We start from the raw sequence: 15,449 nt of genomic DNA on the forward strand, positions 1-15,449 counted from the left end.
GGAGGACGACGACATGGCCGAGCCCGTCATCACGATGCGCACAGTACGCGCGGACCTGGGCTCGCGCCCCGTTCTGCGGGGCGTCGACCTCACCGTGCGGCGCGGTGAGGTCGTCGCCCTGCTCGGCGCGAACGGCTCCGGCAAGTCGACGGCGGTGCGCAGCGTCATCGGCCAGGTGGCGATCGGCGACGGCGAGATCGAGCTGTTCGGCACCCCGCACCGCCGGTTCCGGGACTGGGCGCGGATCGGCTACGTCCCGCAGCGCACGACGGCCGCGGGCGGCGTCCCGGCCACCGTGACGGAGGTCGTCTCCTCGGGCCGCCTCTCCCGCACCCGCTTCGGCGTCTTCCGCAAGGCCGACCGGGAGGCCGTACGGCACGCCCTGGAGCTCGTCGGCATGGCCGACCGCGCCAAGGACAACGTCGACGCCCTCTCCGGCGGCCAGCACCAGCGCGTGCTCATCGCCCGCGCCCTCGCCGCCGAGCCCGAGCTGCTGATCATGGACGAGCCGATGGCGGGCGTCGACCTGGCCAGCCAGGAGATCCTGGCGCAGACGCTGCAGGCGCAGGTCACGGCGGGTACGACCGTCCTGCTCGTCCTGCACGAACTGGGCCCCCTGGAGCCCCTGATCGACCGGGCCGTCGTACTCCGCGACGGCTGCGTCCTGCACGACGGGCCGCCCCCACAGGCCCTCGGCCAGCACGCGCTTCCCGGCCACGACCACGTACACCCGCACGCACCCGCGGGCGCCGAACCGATCCGCACGGGACTGCTGAGCTGATGGACTTCCTGAACTACGCCTTCATGCAGCGGGCGCTGCTCGCCGCGATCCTCGTGGGCATCACCGCCCCCGCCGTCGGCATCTACCTCGTCCAGCGCCGCCAGGCCCTCATGGGCGACGGCATCGGCCACGTCGCCATGACGGGCGTCGGCCTCGGCTTCCTGCTGTCGTGGTCCCCGGTGTGGATGGCCACGGCGGTCTCCGTCCTCGGCGCGGTGGTCATGGAACTGATCCGCTGGTACGGCAGGACCCGCGGCGACATCGCCCTCGCCATGCTCTTCTACGGCGGCATGGCCGGCGGCGTGATGTTCATCAACCTCGCGCCGACGGGCTCCAACGCGAACCTGACGTCGTACCTCTTCGGCTCGCTCTCGACGGTGTCGGAATCGGACGTCACCGCGATCTGCCTGCTCGCCGCCTTCGTGGTCCTGGTCACCCTCGGCCTGCGCCGCCAGCTCTTCGCCGTCAGCCAGGACGAGGAGTTCGCCCGGGTGACGGGCCTGCCCGTGCGCGCGCTGAACCTGCTGACGGCGATCACGGCGGCGGTGACGGTGACGGTCGCGATGCGGGTGGTGGGCCTGCTGCTGGTGTCGGCCCTGATGGTCGTCCCGGTGGCCGCCGCCCAGCAGCTCAGCCGCAGCTTCGCCGCCACCTTCGCGATCGCCGTCGCGATCGGCGTGACGGTGACCATCAGCGGCACCGTGACCTCGTACTACCAGGACGTCCCGCCCGGCGCGACGATCGTGCTGCTCACCATCGCCGCGTTCGTCGCGCTGAGCGTGCTGGCCGCTCCGCTGGCCCGCCGCCGCGCCCGCGCACTGGCGGCGGCGCAGCCCGCCGGGGACCCCGCCGAGTGCGCAATTCCGGCCACCAGGAAGGCCGGGGACGGGATCGGCGTCTGACCGCGCACAGGCCGGACTGGCACAATGGCCGGGCAAGCGGCAGACGTGAGGAGGCAACGGTGACTACTGCTGGACCGCCCGTGAAGGGCCGTTCCACCCGGCAGCGTGCCGCCGTGGCAGCGGCGCTGGACGAGGTCGACGAGTTCCGCAGCGCCCAGGACCTGCACGACATGCTCAAGCACAAGGGCGACTCGGTCGGCCTGACCACCGTCTACCGCACCCTGCAGTCCCTCGCCGACGCCGGCGAGGTCGACGTCCTGCGCACCTCCGACGGCGAGTCCGTGTACCGCCGCTGCTCCACCGGCGAACACCACCACCACCTGGTCTGCCGCGTCTGCGGCAAGGCCGTGGAGGTGGAGGGCCCGGCGGTGGAGAAGTGGGCCGAGGCGATCGCCGCGGAACACGGCTACGTCAACGTGGCCCACACGGTGGAGATCTTCGGCACCTGTTCCGACTGCGCGGCCTCCGGCGGTTGAGCGGGGTGCGGTGACCCCGGGGTGACGGTCCCCGGGGGCTGCCGCCCCCAGGCCCCCGGTGGCTACGAGGTGGCCGGGTTCCCCGCGATGTCCCGCTCCATGGCGAGGAGGTCCTCGTTCGGGACGGCGCCGCCGAAGCGGCGGTCGCGGGAGGCGAACTCCACGCACGCCCGCCACAGGTCGCGGCGGTCGAAGTCCGGCCACAGCACGTCCTGGAAGACCATCTCCGCGTACGCGCTCTGCCAGAGCAGGTAGTTGGAGGTGCGCTGCTCGCCGCTCGGCCGCAGGAACAGGTCGACGTCCGGCATGTCCGGGTAGTACAGGTACTTCGCGAGGGTCTTCTCGGTGATCTTGGACGGGTCCAGCCTGCCCGCCTTGACGTCCTCGGCGAGCGCCTGCGCGGCGTCCGCGATCTCCGCGCGCCCGCCGTAGTTCATGCAGAAGTAGAGCGTGAGCCGGTCGTTGTCCTTCGTCTGCTCCTGGGCGACCTGGAGCTCCTTGGCGACCGACTTCCACAGCTTGGGCATCCGGCCCACCCAGCGGACGCGGATGCCGAGCTCGTCGAGCTGGTCGCGGCTCTTGCGGATGAAGTCGCGGTTGAAGTTCATCAGGAAGCGCACCTCGTCGGGCGAGCGCTTCCAGTTCTCGGTGGAGAAGGCGTACAGCGAGATGTTCCGCACGCCCATCTCGACCCCGCCCTGCAGCACGTCGAGGACCTGCTCGGCGCCGACCTTGTGGCCCTCGGTGCGCGGCAGGCCGCGCTGCTTGGCCCAGCGGCCGTTGCCGTCCATGACGATCGCCACATGCTCGGGCACCAGCTCACCGGGGAGCTTCGGCGGGCGCGCGCCGGACGGGTGCGGCTCCGGCGTGCTGTACTCCCGACGCTGCCGTCCCAGGAACCCGCGTACGACCATGTGTCTCTCGTCTCCTTCGTGCCTGTTGCTCTACGTGCTATTTCTCTACGTACCGGAGGGAGCGCAGGCCGCGCTCCAGGTGCCAGTGCAGGTAGGCGGACACCAGCCCGCTGCCCTCCCGGACGTGTCGCGGCTCGCACGCGTCCGCCGTCTCCCAGTCTCCCGTGAGCAGCGCGCCCAGCAGGACCAGGGTCTGCGGCGAGGGCACGACGCTGCCGGCCACCCGGCAGTCGGCGCAGACGGAGCCGCCGGCGGCGACGGAGAAGAACCGGTTGGGGCCGGGCATTCCGCACTTGGCGCAGTCGCCGAAACTGGGGGCGTAGCCGTTGACGGCGAGCGAGCGCAGCAGGAACGCGTCGAGGACCAGGTGCGGCGCGTGCTCGCCCCGGGCCAGCGTCCTCAGGGCGCCCACCAGCAGCAGGTACTGCTGCACGGCCGGCTCGCCCTCGTGGTCGGTGAACCGCTCGGCGGTCTCCAGCATGGCCGTGCCGGCGGTGTAGCGGGCGTAGTCGGTCACGATGCCGCCGCCGTACGGCGCGATGATCTCGCTCTGCGTGCACAGCGGCAGCCCGCGTCCGACGAGCTCGCTGCTGCCCCGCGCGAAGAACTGCACGTCGACGTGGGAGAAGGGCTCCAGCCGGGCCCCGAACTTGGACTTCGTCCGCCGCACCCCCCGCGCCACGGCCCGCACCCGCCCGTGCCCGCGGGTGAGCAGCGTGATGATCCGGTCGGCCTCGCCGAGCTTCTGCGTCCGCAGGACGATGCCGTCGTCCCGAAAGAGACTCATCGCACACCACCGAAACGCTCGCCCCGAAGCACACCCCGGCCCACCACACCCGGCACCCGGGTGCCCGGCACACTGCCGTCGTCGCGGAACAGGCTCATACGGCCCATTCTCGCTTACGCGGAGGGGGTGGCAGGACCGGGCCGACGGGATCCGTCGCGCCTCAGGCGAGCCAGGCGCCGTGCTCGTTGGCATCCCACAACTGGTTGAACCGGCGGACCAGCGACTGGACCTCGGCGGCCCGCGAGTTCACCGCCGTCGACGTGCTCATGTTCAGCCCGTCCGTGCGGACCTCGTACGACAACGCGTGGTCGAAGACGATGCAGTCGAATACCGAGCCCCGGCGCAGGTGGAGCGGCAGATCCTCCAGGGCCACCACCTTGACCTGGATGCCCAGCTCCCGCTGCTCCTCGCAGATCGGCAGGAGGGCGGCGAACTCCTCGGGCTGCTTCACGATGAACAGCCGTCGGACCGAGACGCCCCGTTCGAGGATCGCGTCGCGCTGGGCGTCCAGATAGCGTCCCGCCGGCTCGGTGCTCCAGAATCCGATGTCGACGACCGTGGTGCTGATGGCGTCGATGCTCGTGCTCGCGCATCTGGTGAGGGTCACGAGCCAGTCGTGGTTCTCGCCCGCGGACTCGGCACTGAGGTCGGCCAGGTCCTCTATCTGCCTGGCAAGGCGGTCGATCTCGGCGTGCATGAACGCGTGCAGGATCTCGGGTCCCATGGAGACGACCCTGGTGGCGCTCTCGGCGAGCCGCGGCACCCCGTCCCCGCGCAGCTTCTCCACCTCGTTGAAGAGCTTGCTCGCCGTCCCCAAGTCGGCGAACCGTCGGTCCACGGACTCCTGCACGGCGTGCAGCTCGTTCAGGAAGAAGATCAGGATCTGCACGATCAGCGTGATGCCGCCGCAGAGCACGGCCAGCACGAGTTGCCACGGGCCGTCCTCGCCGTACGGGTCGATGACGAGGGTCAGCAGGTAGACCATGCCGCCCACCACGACGGCTGGCAGCGCCTTCATCGTGTCTGCGGCTGGGTCGCAGGGTCCGGGCTCGGCTCGGTGGCGGCCTCCCACAGGTCGTTGAAGCGTCTGACCTGCCCGTCGACCCGACGGGCGTCCGCGTCGAGCCTGGTCTGGAGGTTGCTTCCCTGCCGGTCCGGTTCGAACTCCAGGTACAGCGCGCTGTCGAAGATCACGATGTCCCGTGCCGCGGTGTGCCGCTGCGGGGAGAGGACCATGAAGCGCACCTTGATGCCGAGGTCACGCTGTCCCTGGCAGAGCGCCATGAACCTGTCCATGAAATCGCGTTCGCCCTCCTCGGCAGCGTTGATCATGAAGAGACGCCGGATGTTCACGCCGGGTCCCAGCAGCGCCTGTTTCTGTGCGTCCAGGTAGTGCCCCGCCGGGTCGGTGTCCCAGAAGGGCCGGTCGACGGAGCTGCTGGTGGCGTCGATGGTGCGCCGGGCGCATTCGGTGAGCCTGATGAGCCACTCGTTGTTGTCCCGCTGCCAGTGGGCGGTCATACCGGTCAGGTCGGTGACCACCGAGGCAAGGCTCTCTATCTCGGCACGCGCGAAGGCCCGCACTATCTCCGGGCCCTGGCGTCCCACCTGGGTCGCGCTCTGGATCAGACGCCTCGCGTCACTGGTGCTCATGCCCGCCTGATCGAGCTCCTTCAACAGCCCGGCGGCCTCGCTGAGCTGCGTGAAGTGGTCGTGCAGCTCCCGCGTCCGGGCGCGCTGGCCGGTCTCCACCGAGTCCAGGCGTTTCTCGAAGTCGACCATGTACTGCACGATCAGCGCCGAGCCCCCGATGACGATGGACATCGCGAGCTTCCACAGTTCCTCCTGGGACTGGTCGATCAGGTTGGTGATGACATAGGCGACCGTGCCCACCACCACGGTGATCAGCGTCTTGAGCACGACGGGCGCTATCTGCACCCCGCTCCTCGTGCCCGGCTCTCCGTCCATACCCGCCCCTCCCCGCCAGGTGTTCGTAGATGGTGCCCGGTCAGCGCGAGGTCGGCACCTCGTTCGGCGACACGATTGCGTGGAGCGCCAGTTGATCGCGGATGCGCTGCGCCAGGGTGTGCCACTGCCTGCTGTAGCCCGGGTTCTTCTCCAGGTCCTCCCAGGCGGCGTGCAGGGTGCGGTCGACGCGGGCCCGCGGCATCCACAGGTGCAGCAGGTGGTCGACGAGCGGGCGCAGCACCTTCAGGACGGCCCGGTCGTCAGAACCGATCCGCAGTCCGTCGAGCTTGTCCGCGACGGTCGTCAGCAGCCAGTCGTGCAGGGCGAGGTCCTCGCACAGGCCGGCCGCGGCGGCGGGCGCGGTGCCGCGCGGCAGCCGCAGTTCAACCAGCCGCAGGCCGTGGTCGGCCTTGGTGAGGAGGAGGGACGCCCCCTCGCCGTCGGCGGCCGCTGCCGCCGTCCAGCGCAGGCTGGTGCCGGCGGTGGTGAGGGGGGCGTCGTGGTCGAGGATCCGATGCTGCCGGGAGATCCTCGCCAGCAGGCTCTCGGCGATCGATCCGAGGTCCAGCTCGCCCGGCCGGTCCGCCGTCAGGAAGCCTTCCGTGACCGACTTCCCGGGCAGTCGGCCGACCGGGACCAGGAAGCCGGGGCGGACCAGGTAGTAGCCCCAGGGCTGTCGCCGGTCGGGGCCGCAGGCGGGTGCGCAGAAGTACGCCGTGGACTGCAGGACCCGGCCCTCGGTGAGCGCCGCGCGGGCCGACACCGTGCCCACCGCGCGGCTGCGGGCCCCGGTGGCGGTGGGCAGCCGGCAGTCGACGCCGGTGAGGACGTCCGGGGAGACGGCGTGCCGGTTGGGGTGCCGGGAGACCCGTACGCGTTCGTCGGCGCGCAGCCGCAGCAGGTGTACGGCCGCCCGCTCGTCCACGGCGTCCCGGGTGGGCAGCAGGCAGGTGCGCACCTCCCCGCAGACGAGGACGGGACCCGAGGCAGTGCCCAGACCGCTCATGTCACAGCCCCGGCGGGAACACGTAGGAGGTGCGGTCCACCGGCCCGGCCGGCATGGCGAACCCCTCCGCCGTGGACCGGTCGGCGACCTGTCGGAGGGCCTCCGCCTCGACGTGGACCTGGTCGAGGATCACGCGTACGGCGTGCTCGACGGGCAGAAAGCGGGTGGGGAGCACGCTGCAGGTGAGGTACGCCGTGAAGGGCGCGGCCTGCGCGTTGAGGCGGAGCACGGGAGGCAGCGCGTCCCACTCGGCCGGGAATGCCTCGTCGTCCCAGGGGGTGGGCGTGAGCACGGCGCGGCCGTTGTCGCGCAGCAGTCCGAGGCGGACCAGCTGCCAGACGGAGGCGAGGAAGGCGCAGGACCAGGTGCGGTCGTCCTCGGGTCCGTTCCACAGTTCGACGTCCATGAAGACGGAGTGGCCGCGCGCGCCGGTCTCGCTGGGCGGCTGCCAGACCGTGCCGGTGGAGTCCAGGGCGGCGGAGGTGCGCTGGGCGGGGGCGCGTCGGCCGTTGGCGAGCCAGCCGGTACGGCTGACGGGCGGGCGGAAGCCGTTGCTGCCGGGCGGCGGCGACTCCACCAGGCGGTGCAGGACGGACTCGGCGGGTTCGGCCCGGTCCCGGTGCGCGGGGTCGGCTGCGGCACAGCCCGACTCGCGGGCCAGGTAGTCGATGGTCAGCCCGGCCTCGGCGGCGGCCTGAAGGAGCGGCGGGATCAACTCGGCGGGGGTGGCGAGCCGGGAGAAGTAGTCGTCGATCAGGAAGCAGGTGCTGATCCGGGGCCGCCGGCCCGCCGGGAGCGGTCCGAGGGCGGCCCGGGCGGCGTCCGCCCAGGGCCGTACGGCGGCGAAGTGGCGGCGCAGCCGGGAGGGCCCTTCTGCGAAGTCCTCCATGTACAGGTGGCCCAGTTCCAGGGAGAGGTGGGAGAACGGCAGGGATTCCGTGCGCGGTTCGGCGCTGGTCTCGCGGAAGACGGCCGTGGGCCGGTTCACAGCTCTCCCCAGTACCTGTCGTCGGTCAGCCTCTGGGCGAGGTCTCCCATGGCCTGCCAGGTCGCGTCGTTGGCGATCCTGCGGTCGTGCACGTCCTCGTCGGTGATGAGGCGCTCCTGCCACTGCAGGACGGGTTCCAGCGGAATGGAGGTCAGCGCCCGGGTCCTGCCGATGCCACGGCCGGCGGCGAGTTCCTCGAGTTCCTTGTCGCAGGTGCGCATCCACGCGTACTGCGCGGGCGTCACCTGCGACCACAAGGGCGACTCCAGATCCGGTACGGCCGCCCGGACGAAGCGGATCGAGCCGTTCAGCGCGTCGCGCCGGTGCCCCATCGCGACCCCGGCCTGCAGCATGCCCTGCTTTCCGTACACGAGTTCCGCCGCGGCCATCACGTGCTGGCGGGTCCAGCGGTGATGGACGAGCCACCGCGTGGTGAGCCCGCCGAGCCCGCCGCGGGGTGAGGTGGCGACGAGTGCCAGGTCCATCGCATAACTGCGTCCGGCGCTCAGGTCGACGACGATGACGTCGAATTCGCGTTTCAGGCCCAGGACGAGATCGACGCAGCGGTGGAGGTTCTCCTCGTCGGTGACGAATTCCCCGCCGGTGCGGTCGCCGGGCAGCAGGACCAGCCGGCCGGATCCGCCGGGCCGGTCCCGCAGGTCGGGGTGTTCGGTGCGGGCCCAGACGTCGACTCGCAGGGGTGTGCCGGTGTTGCCCTGCAGATACGAGTGCAGACCGCGCCCCTCGGCCTCGGAGAGGACGTCGGGCAGGTCGAACACGGCGGCCGCGGTGGGCGATCCGAAGTCGAAGTCCAGGTAGCAGACGTCGTCCCCGTCGAGGGCGCGGTGGTAGGCGAGGTTGGCGCTGGTCACGGAGCGGCCGGTGCCTCCCTTGTCGGAGGCGGCGAAGACGAGCACGGCTCATCCCTTCCAGGAGCCGGAGTCGCCCCGGGCGCGGGCGAGTTCGTGGAGCCGGGTGAGAACGTGGAGGGCCAGGGCGTGGGCGGTGCCGGGTTGTCTGTCGACCAGTTGCCGGGCGCGGCGCAGGTCGGCCTCGATGCCTCTGATCAGTTCGCCCTGGCTGCTCTTCGGGGCGGGGGCGCTCTGCTCCATCTGCTCCTTGCCGAAGAGGTGGGCGGCCTCGCTGATCGCCGCCTGGGCCAGCGTCGACATTTCGGCGCTGCGGATCGGGTGCTGGGAGTAGAGGGCGTGCGCGGCGACCATGCACTCGGTGACGCGCTCGGTGACGCTCCAGGACAACGGCTGCCGCAGGAGGGGCGATTCGGGGTAGACGGCGTGCACGTCGTCCCACAGGCCGACGCCCTCGCCGTCGGTGATCCGTCGCGCCCAGAGGTGGTCGAGGGTGTCTTCGGCGAGCCGCAGCAGGCGGTCGTGCGAGGCGATGTTCCTCGACAGCGAGCACAGTTGGACGGTCCGCTTGAGCAGGTGCGCGGAGAAGTCCGTCATCGTCCACTTCATGGCCGGGCCGAGCTGCTCGCTGCCCAGCAGCGGCAGGCTGACTCCGGGGTTGTGCAGGCCGATCGCCGGGTCGTCACGGGTGGTGCCGCTGGTGATCCGGCCGCGTTCCGCAAGGCGTTCCATGACGGCGACGGTGCGCGTGAGGTCGTCGTCGGTGGCGCGGCGACGCATCAGGTCGTAGACGAGGATGGAGGCGACGGAGAGGGAGAAGTACTCCGACTCCAGCTGCTGGAGGGTGGTGCGCCAGGGGATGTCCTCCAGCGGCCAGGTCGCCTCGTCGAAGCGGGCGATGGCGGACCAGTACTGCTGGGTGATCTCCCAGCGCAGTCGCAGCGCCTCGGCCAGCCTCTGCTGTTCGGCGGTGAGCAGGCCGAGGACGAGGGTGCGCTCGGAGAAGAGGTCCACGATGCCGTCGAGGGCGACGACGGTGAAGTACAGGTAGGGCACGGGGCGCGCGACGCCCTCGGGCTGTTTGCCGATGTCCTCGGCGGTCTTGGGCTCCACGTCGACCTCGGGTGCGCCCTGCACCAGGCTCCAGGCCCAGCCGCACTCGAAGAGACGGCCTTCGTTGCGGAGTTCGTCGGTGACGTCGGCGTCGAGGCCGAGGGTGACGCTCTCGGCGATGAGGGAGCGCAGCGAGTCGCAGCGGTCCTGGAAGCGCACGAGGACCTGCCGGTCGGAGAGCCGGCCCCGGCCGAGGAGCCGGGCGAGCGCCTGCCCCTGCCCGGAGGAGACGTCGACGACGTTGACGGTGAAGGAGCGCAGCAGACTCACCATGGCGGCGGTGAGCCGGGCGCTGGTGGCGTCCCTGAGCTGGTCGATCTTGGCGAGAGTGGAGGCCCGCGCGGTGTTGCTCCGGTACACCTTCAGGAAGCCGAGGGCAGCCAGGCACAGGGTGATCGACAGGGAGTAGGAGTCGACGACGCCGACGTTCCGCTGTTCCTCGGAGAGTTCCCGCTCGGGGTCCTCCGGGGCGAAGCAGTAGCCGCCGGCGAAGGCGGGGCCGTCCTGTCCGCGGTGCCGCTCCATGAAGTCGCCGAGGATCTCCACGAGTTTGGCGGGGATCTGTGTGGAGTCACCCGCGTTCTTCAGGGCCCGTTCCACGTCGAGCTGGATGGTGTCGGGGGCGTCCAGGCGGAACGCCTCCACTTCGGTGGCCGGGTACAGGAGGCAGAGCAGCCGCTCCGCGTCGGCCACGCTGCTGAGCCCGCCCCACTCACCCCAGGACCAGGTCCCCGAGTCGAAGGAGTGACGGGCCAGGGCCTGCCAGATCTCCAACAGGTGCTGACGCGGTTTGATCTGCATTCTGTGCCCCCTCACAGATCGCTTCACCCCGCCGAAGGGCCCTTCAGGAGTTACCCGTCCCACGGAAACCGCAAGCAAGAATCATGGACGTGTAGCCCGGCCGCACCTCCCCCGGCTCTCCGATCCGGTAGATGCGCAGGCCTTCGGCATAGCCCTTGATGCTGTCACGGATGTCGGATTCGCTCACGTCGCACGCGGGAAAGAGGGTTTCTCCCGCCCAGTAGCCCTCGGAGTGTTCCATGAACGCGGCCGCGAAAGGCGCACCCGGTGTCAGGGATCGCAGGAAGCACTCCACTCCCTTGCGGAACTTCTCGTAGGAGGTGGAAAGGGATTCGGCGACGAAGAACATGGTGCCGAGCTGCCACTGTTCCGGTCGGTCGACGAGGGCGAAGATATCGCCCTGCTCGACCCGGGCGACCTCGCCGAAGCGCTCCCACGGACCGCCGGGCATCGTGGCGTAGGCGTCGTCCAGGCACAGTTCCCGCCAGAAGGCGTCCCAGCCGTGGTCGTGCCTGTCGAACTGCTGCTTCAGGTAGTGCAGGTTCGGCGTCGACCGGTCCAGCAGGGTGATCTCGTCGCACCAGGGCAGCATCATGAAGCTCGGATAGAGATTGGCTCCGGCGCCCACGTCGATGCCCCGGACCCGCGGGCCTGGAGATCCACGGAAATGATCACTGAAGTGGGCGCGGACGATCGACATGATCTCCGCGTCGACAGCGAGCACGGTGCGGTAGTTCTTCCGGACGTACGCCACGGGGTCGAAAGCGTCCCACCGTGCCTCTGCGTTCAACTGCGCCGGATTTTCCGATGATCCGAAAGGCATGCCCCACGGTATCAACACCCCCAGGGACTTGAACGGCCCGTATCACCCGGCAATTCTGGTCCGATGCAAGCACTTCACCCTCTGGCCGTTTCGGTGAACAAGGCCGTCGAGACGGATCTGGCCGAGCTCGTCCGTGTGGATCACGAGGCCTTTCCCGAAGATCCGTATCCCGAGTCCGTCCTGCGCCAGTTCATGGACACCTACACAGACCATCTGCTGCTGGCGAAAAGTGACGGCGTCCTGTGCGGATACGTGCTGGCCACGCCGCCGTGCGAAGGACTGAGCTGGATCTTCAGCCTGGGCGTGGCGCCCGGCAAGAGGCAGCAAGGGCTGGGCCGGCAGCTGATGAAGGACGTGCTGGAGAACCTGCGGAAGGAGGGCGCGCACACGGTCAACCTCTGGGTCGACCCGCGCAACACCGCCGCCATCGGCCTCTACGAGTCCCTGCGCTTCGTGCCCGTCGGCGAGCCCCACGAGGACTACTTCGGCCCCGGCAAACACCGCCGCCTCATGAGACTGACCCTGTAAGGCAACCGATTCCGCCCATCCGGTGGTCTGGGGGGCGAGGAGGGTGCTTGATGCAGGCGGAACTAGAGGAGCGGTTCCAGGAGTTCGTCAGAGCGCGGTGGTCCCGGCTCGTACGGACCGCGTATCTGCTCACGGGGGACGTCCACCACGCGGAGGACCTGACGCAGACCGCGCTGGCCAAGGCGTACCGGTCGTGGCGGCGGATCTCGCGTGCCGACAACCCGGAGGCGTACGTCCGGCGGATGCTGGTCAGTTGCAACAGTGACCGGTTCCGCAAGCGGCGGGTCGCCGAGGCGCTGACCGCGGCGCCGCCGGAGCGGGCGGGGCGGGACGAGGGCGCGGGGCGGGTGGAGGAGCGGGGCTCCCTGCTGGCCGGGCTGGCCGAACTGCCCCCGAAGCAACGGGCGGTGGTGGTGCTGCGGTACTGGGAGGACCTGTCCGAGGCGGAGGTGGCCGAGGTGCTCGGCTGCTCGCCCGGCACGGTCAAGAGCCAGGCCTCGAAGGGGCTGGCGAAGTTGCGTACATATCCGGGGCTGGCTCCCGCCGGTCGCGCGGTGTCCGGCGGCCAGAGTCGGGCTCAGGGGCAGGGAGGCAGCCGTGGGTGAGGCAGAGAATCCGGAAAACCCAGAAAACCAGGAGGACTTCGGGTTCGAGGAGCGGATGCGTGAGCTGCTCGCGGAGGACGCGTACACCGTTCGGCCCTCCCCTGCGCCGTACCCGGCGATCCGGCGCCGCGGACTGGCCGAGCGGCGGCGGCGCGCGGCGGTGACCGGCGCGGCGCTGGCGACGCTGGCCGCGGTGCCCGTGGGGGCGTACGCCGTGGCCGGGGGGAACGGGGGGCGGGACGCCGACACGACGGCGGCGAGGCCGTCGGTCAGCGCCTCGCACAGCCCGGCCGGCGCCCCGGCCTCCACACCTGCCGGGCCCGCACGGCCGGCCACCGACGGGCAGTTGTTCGACGGGATCACGTTCGCGCAGGCTGCGGGCGGGCTGCAGAAGTGCATCGACTGGGACCGGAAGAACATGCAGTCGGCGCTCGGCGACGATGGTCTGGGCAAGGCTTCGGACTACCGGATCATCCTGGCGATCAAGAGCACCGGTGACTCCAACGCGCCCGGCGACGGCATGTACGTCGTCGCGGCCAAGGAGCGGCCGGCCGGCTACCGGGTGATCTGCAACGTCAGGGGCGGCGAGGGCGCGGGCATCAACTCCGGTTCGAACGACGGCGGTCCGCCGGACGCGGGCCCGGTCGTGGCCGACATCAACGGCGGCAAGCTGTACCAGCAGTCGTTCCTCGACAAGGGCAACTGGAAGCTGCCGTTCCGCTGGGGGTTCATCGGCACGGTCGAGCCGTCGGTCGCCAAGGTGACCGTCTCCTACGGCGACGGCAGCCCCGTCACCGCCGCCCTGGACCACGGCTGGTTCGTCGCCGCCGGCATGCTGAACCAGCAGGTCACCGTCGCCCCGCACATCAAGGGCTACGACGCGGCCGGCAAGCTCGTCTACGACTCCGACGACGACAAGTCCTACGAGCGGACGCTGCCGTAGGGGACGTTCATGGGACGGTCACGTCCGTCCCGGTGTCACCAGGCCCGACTCGTAGGCCACGATGACCAGTTGCGCCCGGTCGCGCGCGCCCAGCTTGCCGATGATGCGGCTGACGTGGGTCTTCGCGGTGAGCGGGCTGAGGCCCAGCGCCTCGGCGATCTCCGTGTTGGTCAGGCCGCGCGCGACCAGGGCGAGCACCTCGCGCTCCCGTTCGGAGAGCTCCTCCGGGCCGCCTGCCGTGGGCGGCCCGGAGGGGCTGCGCAGGAACCGGGCGATCAGGCGTGCCGTCGGGCCGGGCGACAGCAGCGCCTCACCCGCGGCGACCGTGCGGATCGCGTCCAGGAGGTCGGCGGGCCGGGTGTCCTTCACCAGGAAGCCGGAGGCGCCCGCGCGCAGCGCCTCGACGATGTTCTCGTCGGTGTCGTACGTCGTCAGGACCAGCACGCGGACCCCGGCGAGCTCCTCGTCGGCGGCGATCAGCCGGGTGGCCTCGATGCCGTCGAGGTCGGGCATGCGGATGTCCATCACGACCAGGTCGGGACGCTCCCCGCGGGCCACCGCCACCGCCTCCCGCCCGGTGCCGGCCTGGCCGACCACCGCCATGTCCGGCGCGGACTCGACGAGCATCGCGAACGCGGCCCGGACCAGCGTCTGGTCGTCCGCGAGCAGCACCCGGATCGGGCTCATCGGCCGGCCTCCGTCGGCAGTACGGCACGCACCTCGAACCCCTCCCCCTCGTCGTTCCTCGGTCCGGCCTCCAGTGTGCCGCCCACGCTGCGCGCCCGTTCCCGCATTCCGACGAGTCCGAACCCGGGCGCCTCGGCGCCGACGCCCGCACCGTCGTCGGTCACCGTCACCCGCAGGGCGCCCTGTTCCTCGTACACCCGCACCCCGACCGCGAGGTCGGCCCGTCCGCCGTGCCGGACCGCGTTCGTCAGCGCTTCCTGGACGATCCGGTAGGCGGCCGCGCCCACCGCGGGCGGCACCTCCCCCGCCCCCACCGACAGGTCGACGCTCGCCCCCGCCAGCCGGGCCGCCTCCGCGAGGTCGGACAGGCCGTGCAGGCCGGGCAGCGGGCCGCGGGCGTCGGGGGCGCCGTTCTCGCGCAGCACCTCCAGCGTCGTACGGAGTTCGCCGCGCGCGCTGCGGCAGGTCTCGGCGATGTCGTCGAGGGCCTTGGCGACGGCCGTGCGGTCGAGGCGGTCGGGGTCGGCGGCCAGGACGTGGGCGGCGACGGAGGTCTGCACGCCGACGAGGGTGATGGTGTGCGCGAGCAGATCGTGCAGGTCACGGGCGATGCGCAGGCGTTCCTCGGCGACGCGGCGGCGGGCCTCCTCGTCACGGGTGCGTTCGGCGCGTTCGGCGCGTTCGACGATGGCGGCGACGTACTGGCGGTAGTAGCGGGCGCTCATGCCGCAGAAGAGGACGGCGATGACCCAGCCGGAGATCCGCAGCACCTCCAGCACCCCGTCGGGGTTGGTGAGCGCGTTGACGATCAGCGTCACGCCGAGGACGCAGACGCCGGTGAGCAGCGTGCGGCGGGCGGTTCCGGTGCCCGCGATCGTGTAAAGCGCCACCATGGTCCCGGCGACGGGCGCCGCGTGGTCGTTGTCGAGGGCGTGGTACGGGACGATGCAGGCCACCACGGCGAGCAGGACCGGCATCGGACGGCTGCGCCGCCACACCAGGGGCACGTGCGCGGCGAGCAGCAGCGTCCAGCCGAGCGCGTCGGGGCGCGGCCCGTCGCCGCCGAGGAGGCCGAGGGCCGTGGCGAGGGCGGCGATCGCGGCGGCCAGCAGCGCGTCGGTGCGGGTGCGGTGCGGGGCCGTGCGGGGGTCGCGGTTGATCACCGTCATGATGCGTTCGGCCCGTCGGGAACGCCCTGGTGTCGTGGTTGCCTGCACGGCCTCATCCTGCGGCACGCGGACGCCCCTCCGACAGGGAG

Annotated in this window: 17 protein-coding genes; 6 read left to right on the forward strand and 11 right to left on the reverse strand. The window is 71.1% G+C overall.

Annotated features, from left to right (window positions below; translation table 11 throughout):
- The first annotated feature begins 13 nt into the window (after nt 1-13).
- The 3 genes from ACIBAF_RS03445 to ACIBAF_RS03455 are packed head-to-tail and all read left to right on the forward strand — an operon-like array spanning nt 14 to nt 2,159.
- On the forward strand, nt 14-781 hold the full coding sequence (locus ACIBAF_RS03445) for a metal ABC transporter ATP-binding protein (RefSeq protein ID WP_399461606.1): 768 nt from the start codon (nt 14-16) through the stop codon (nt 779-781).
- On the forward strand, nt 781-1,683 hold the full coding sequence (locus ACIBAF_RS03450; protein ID WP_099937367.1) for a metal ABC transporter permease: 903 nt from the start codon (nt 781-783) through the stop codon (nt 1,681-1,683). The genes ACIBAF_RS03445 and ACIBAF_RS03450 overlap by 1 nt, the downstream gene beginning before the upstream one ends.
- 59 nt (nt 1,684-1,742) lie before the next feature.
- Nucleotides 1,743-2,159: a Fur family transcriptional regulator gene (locus ACIBAF_RS03455; protein WP_399461425.1), complete on the forward strand. Its 417-nt coding sequence runs from the start codon at nt 1,743-1,745 to the stop codon at nt 2,157-2,159.
- 62 nt (nt 2,160-2,221) lie between these two features.
- Here ACIBAF_RS03455 and ACIBAF_RS03460 read toward each other — a convergent pair whose 3' ends face one another.
- From ACIBAF_RS03460 to ACIBAF_RS03500, 9 genes are all read right to left on the reverse strand, one after another.
- Nucleotides 2,222-3,073 (reverse strand): isoprenyl transferase, encoded by an 852-nt coding sequence (locus tag ACIBAF_RS03460; protein WP_399461426.1) that lies wholly within the window; start codon nt 3,071-3,073, stop codon nt 2,222-2,224.
- 37 nt (nt 3,074-3,110) lie between these two features.
- Nucleotides 3,111-3,860 (reverse strand): DNA repair protein RecO, encoded by a 750-nt coding sequence (recO, locus tag ACIBAF_RS03465; RefSeq protein ID WP_399461427.1) that lies wholly within the window; start codon nt 3,858-3,860, stop codon nt 3,111-3,113.
- A gap of 160 nt (nt 3,861-4,020) precedes the next feature.
- Nucleotides 4,021-4,878, reverse strand: a complete 858-nt coding sequence (locus tag ACIBAF_RS03470) for a hypothetical protein (RefSeq protein WP_399461428.1) — start codon at nt 4,876-4,878, stop codon at nt 4,021-4,023.
- Entirely contained in the window at nt 4,875-5,828 is a 954-nt protein-coding gene (locus ACIBAF_RS03475; RefSeq protein ID WP_399461429.1) for a hypothetical protein, read from the reverse strand. Before ACIBAF_RS03475 ends, ACIBAF_RS03470 begins: the two co-directional genes overlap by 4 nt.
- Nucleotides 5,829-5,868: 40 nt before the next feature.
- A complete protein-coding gene (locus ACIBAF_RS03480) occupies nt 5,869-6,834 on the reverse strand; it encodes an SCO2521 family protein (protein WP_399461430.1) in 966 nt (321 codons plus the stop codon).
- Between the two features lies 1 nt (nt 6,835).
- Nucleotides 6,836-7,822: an SCO2522 family protein gene (locus ACIBAF_RS03485; RefSeq protein ID WP_399461431.1), complete on the reverse strand. Its 987-nt coding sequence runs from the start codon at nt 7,820-7,822 to the stop codon at nt 6,836-6,838.
- Nucleotides 7,819-8,739: an SCO2523 family variant P-loop protein gene (locus ACIBAF_RS03490; protein ID WP_399461432.1), complete on the reverse strand. Its 921-nt coding sequence runs from the start codon at nt 8,737-8,739 to the stop codon at nt 7,819-7,821. The genes ACIBAF_RS03485 and ACIBAF_RS03490 overlap by 4 nt, the downstream gene beginning before the upstream one ends.
- A gap of 3 nt (nt 8,740-8,742) precedes the next feature.
- Nucleotides 8,743-10,605 (reverse strand): SCO2524 family protein, encoded by a 1,863-nt coding sequence (locus tag ACIBAF_RS03495; RefSeq protein ID WP_399461433.1) that lies wholly within the window; start codon nt 10,603-10,605, stop codon nt 8,743-8,745.
- 43 nt (nt 10,606-10,648) lie between these two features.
- Nucleotides 10,649-11,428: an SCO2525 family SAM-dependent methyltransferase gene (locus ACIBAF_RS03500; protein WP_399461434.1), complete on the reverse strand. Its 780-nt coding sequence runs from the start codon at nt 11,426-11,428 to the stop codon at nt 10,649-10,651.
- A 63-nt stretch (nt 11,429-11,491) separates the two neighbouring features.
- Here ACIBAF_RS03500 and ACIBAF_RS03505 point away from each other — a divergent pair, with 63 nt between their 5' ends.
- Genes ACIBAF_RS03505 through ACIBAF_RS03515 form a run of 3 tightly spaced genes read left to right on the forward strand, consistent with a single transcriptional unit; the run spans nt 11,492 to nt 13,504 of the window.
- Nucleotides 11,492-11,956: a GNAT family N-acetyltransferase gene (locus ACIBAF_RS03505; RefSeq protein WP_399461435.1), complete on the forward strand. Its 465-nt coding sequence runs from the start codon at nt 11,492-11,494 to the stop codon at nt 11,954-11,956.
- 50 nt (nt 11,957-12,006) lie between these two features.
- Nucleotides 12,007-12,561: a SigE family RNA polymerase sigma factor gene (locus ACIBAF_RS03510; protein WP_399461436.1), complete on the forward strand. Its 555-nt coding sequence runs from the start codon at nt 12,007-12,009 to the stop codon at nt 12,559-12,561.
- Nucleotides 12,554-13,504, forward strand: coding sequence for a hypothetical protein (locus ACIBAF_RS03515; protein ID WP_399461437.1), 951 nt, complete (start codon nt 12,554-12,556; stop codon nt 13,502-13,504). The genes ACIBAF_RS03510 and ACIBAF_RS03515 overlap by 8 nt, the downstream gene beginning before the upstream one ends.
- An 18-nt stretch (nt 13,505-13,522) precedes the next feature.
- On the opposite strand, the gene ACIBAF_RS03520 is transcribed toward ACIBAF_RS03515, so the two are convergent.
- Together ACIBAF_RS03520 and ACIBAF_RS03525 are read right to left on the reverse strand one after the other, a co-directional pair.
- Complete coding sequence (locus tag ACIBAF_RS03520; protein ID WP_399461438.1) at nt 13,523-14,191, reverse strand: response regulator; 669 nt, start codon at nt 14,189-14,191, stop codon at nt 13,523-13,525.
- A complete protein-coding gene (locus ACIBAF_RS03525) occupies nt 14,188-15,408 on the reverse strand; it encodes a sensor histidine kinase (RefSeq protein WP_399461439.1) in 1,221 nt (406 codons plus the stop codon). Before ACIBAF_RS03525 ends, ACIBAF_RS03520 begins: the two co-directional genes overlap by 4 nt.
- Between the last annotated feature and the right edge of the window lie 41 nt (nt 15,409-15,449).

The sequence above is a fragment of the Streptomyces sp. NPDC051677 genome (genome assembly GCF_044453465.1).
Lineage (GTDB): Bacteria > Actinomycetota > Actinomycetes > Streptomycetales > Streptomycetaceae > Streptomyces.

What these genes read in the sequence shown, in the direction of transcription:
- ACIBAF_RS03450 (WP_099937367.1), top strand. Translation starts at nt 781, where the DNA reads ATGGACTTCCTGAACTACGCCTTCATGCAGCGGGCGCTGCTCGCCGCG.
- ACIBAF_RS03475 (WP_399461429.1), bottom strand. Translation starts at nt 5,828, where the DNA reads ATGGACGGAGAGCCGGGCACGAGGAGCGGGGTGCAGATAGCGCCCGTC.
- ACIBAF_RS03445 (WP_399461606.1), top strand. Translation starts at nt 14, where the DNA reads ATGGCCGAGCCCGTCATCACGATGCGCACAGTACGCGCGGACCTGGGC.
- ACIBAF_RS03495 (WP_399461433.1), bottom strand. Translation starts at nt 10,605, where the DNA reads ATGCAGATCAAACCGCGTCAGCACCTGTTGGAGATCTGGCAGGCCCTG.
- ACIBAF_RS03505 (WP_399461435.1), top strand. Translation starts at nt 11,492, where the DNA reads ATGCAAGCACTTCACCCTCTGGCCGTTTCGGTGAACAAGGCCGTCGAG.
- ACIBAF_RS03480 (WP_399461430.1), bottom strand. Translation starts at nt 6,834, where the DNA reads ATGAGCGGTCTGGGCACTGCCTCGGGTCCCGTCCTCGTCTGCGGGGAG.
- ACIBAF_RS03520 (WP_399461438.1), bottom strand. Translation starts at nt 14,191, where the DNA reads ATGAGCCCGATCCGGGTGCTGCTCGCGGACGACCAGACGCTGGTCCGG.
- recO (WP_399461427.1), bottom strand. Translation starts at nt 3,860, where the DNA reads ATGAGTCTCTTTCGGGACGACGGCATCGTCCTGCGGACGCAGAAGCTC.
- ACIBAF_RS03510 (WP_399461436.1), top strand. Translation starts at nt 12,007, where the DNA reads ATGCAGGCGGAACTAGAGGAGCGGTTCCAGGAGTTCGTCAGAGCGCGG.
- ACIBAF_RS03470 (WP_399461428.1), bottom strand. Translation starts at nt 4,878, where the DNA reads ATGAAGGCGCTGCCAGCCGTCGTGGTGGGCGGCATGGTCTACCTGCTG.
- ACIBAF_RS03500 (WP_399461434.1), bottom strand. Translation starts at nt 11,428, where the DNA reads ATGCCTTTCGGATCATCGGAAAATCCGGCGCAGTTGAACGCAGAGGCA.
- ACIBAF_RS03460 (WP_399461426.1), bottom strand. Translation starts at nt 3,073, where the DNA reads ATGGTCGTACGCGGGTTCCTGGGACGGCAGCGTCGGGAGTACAGCACG.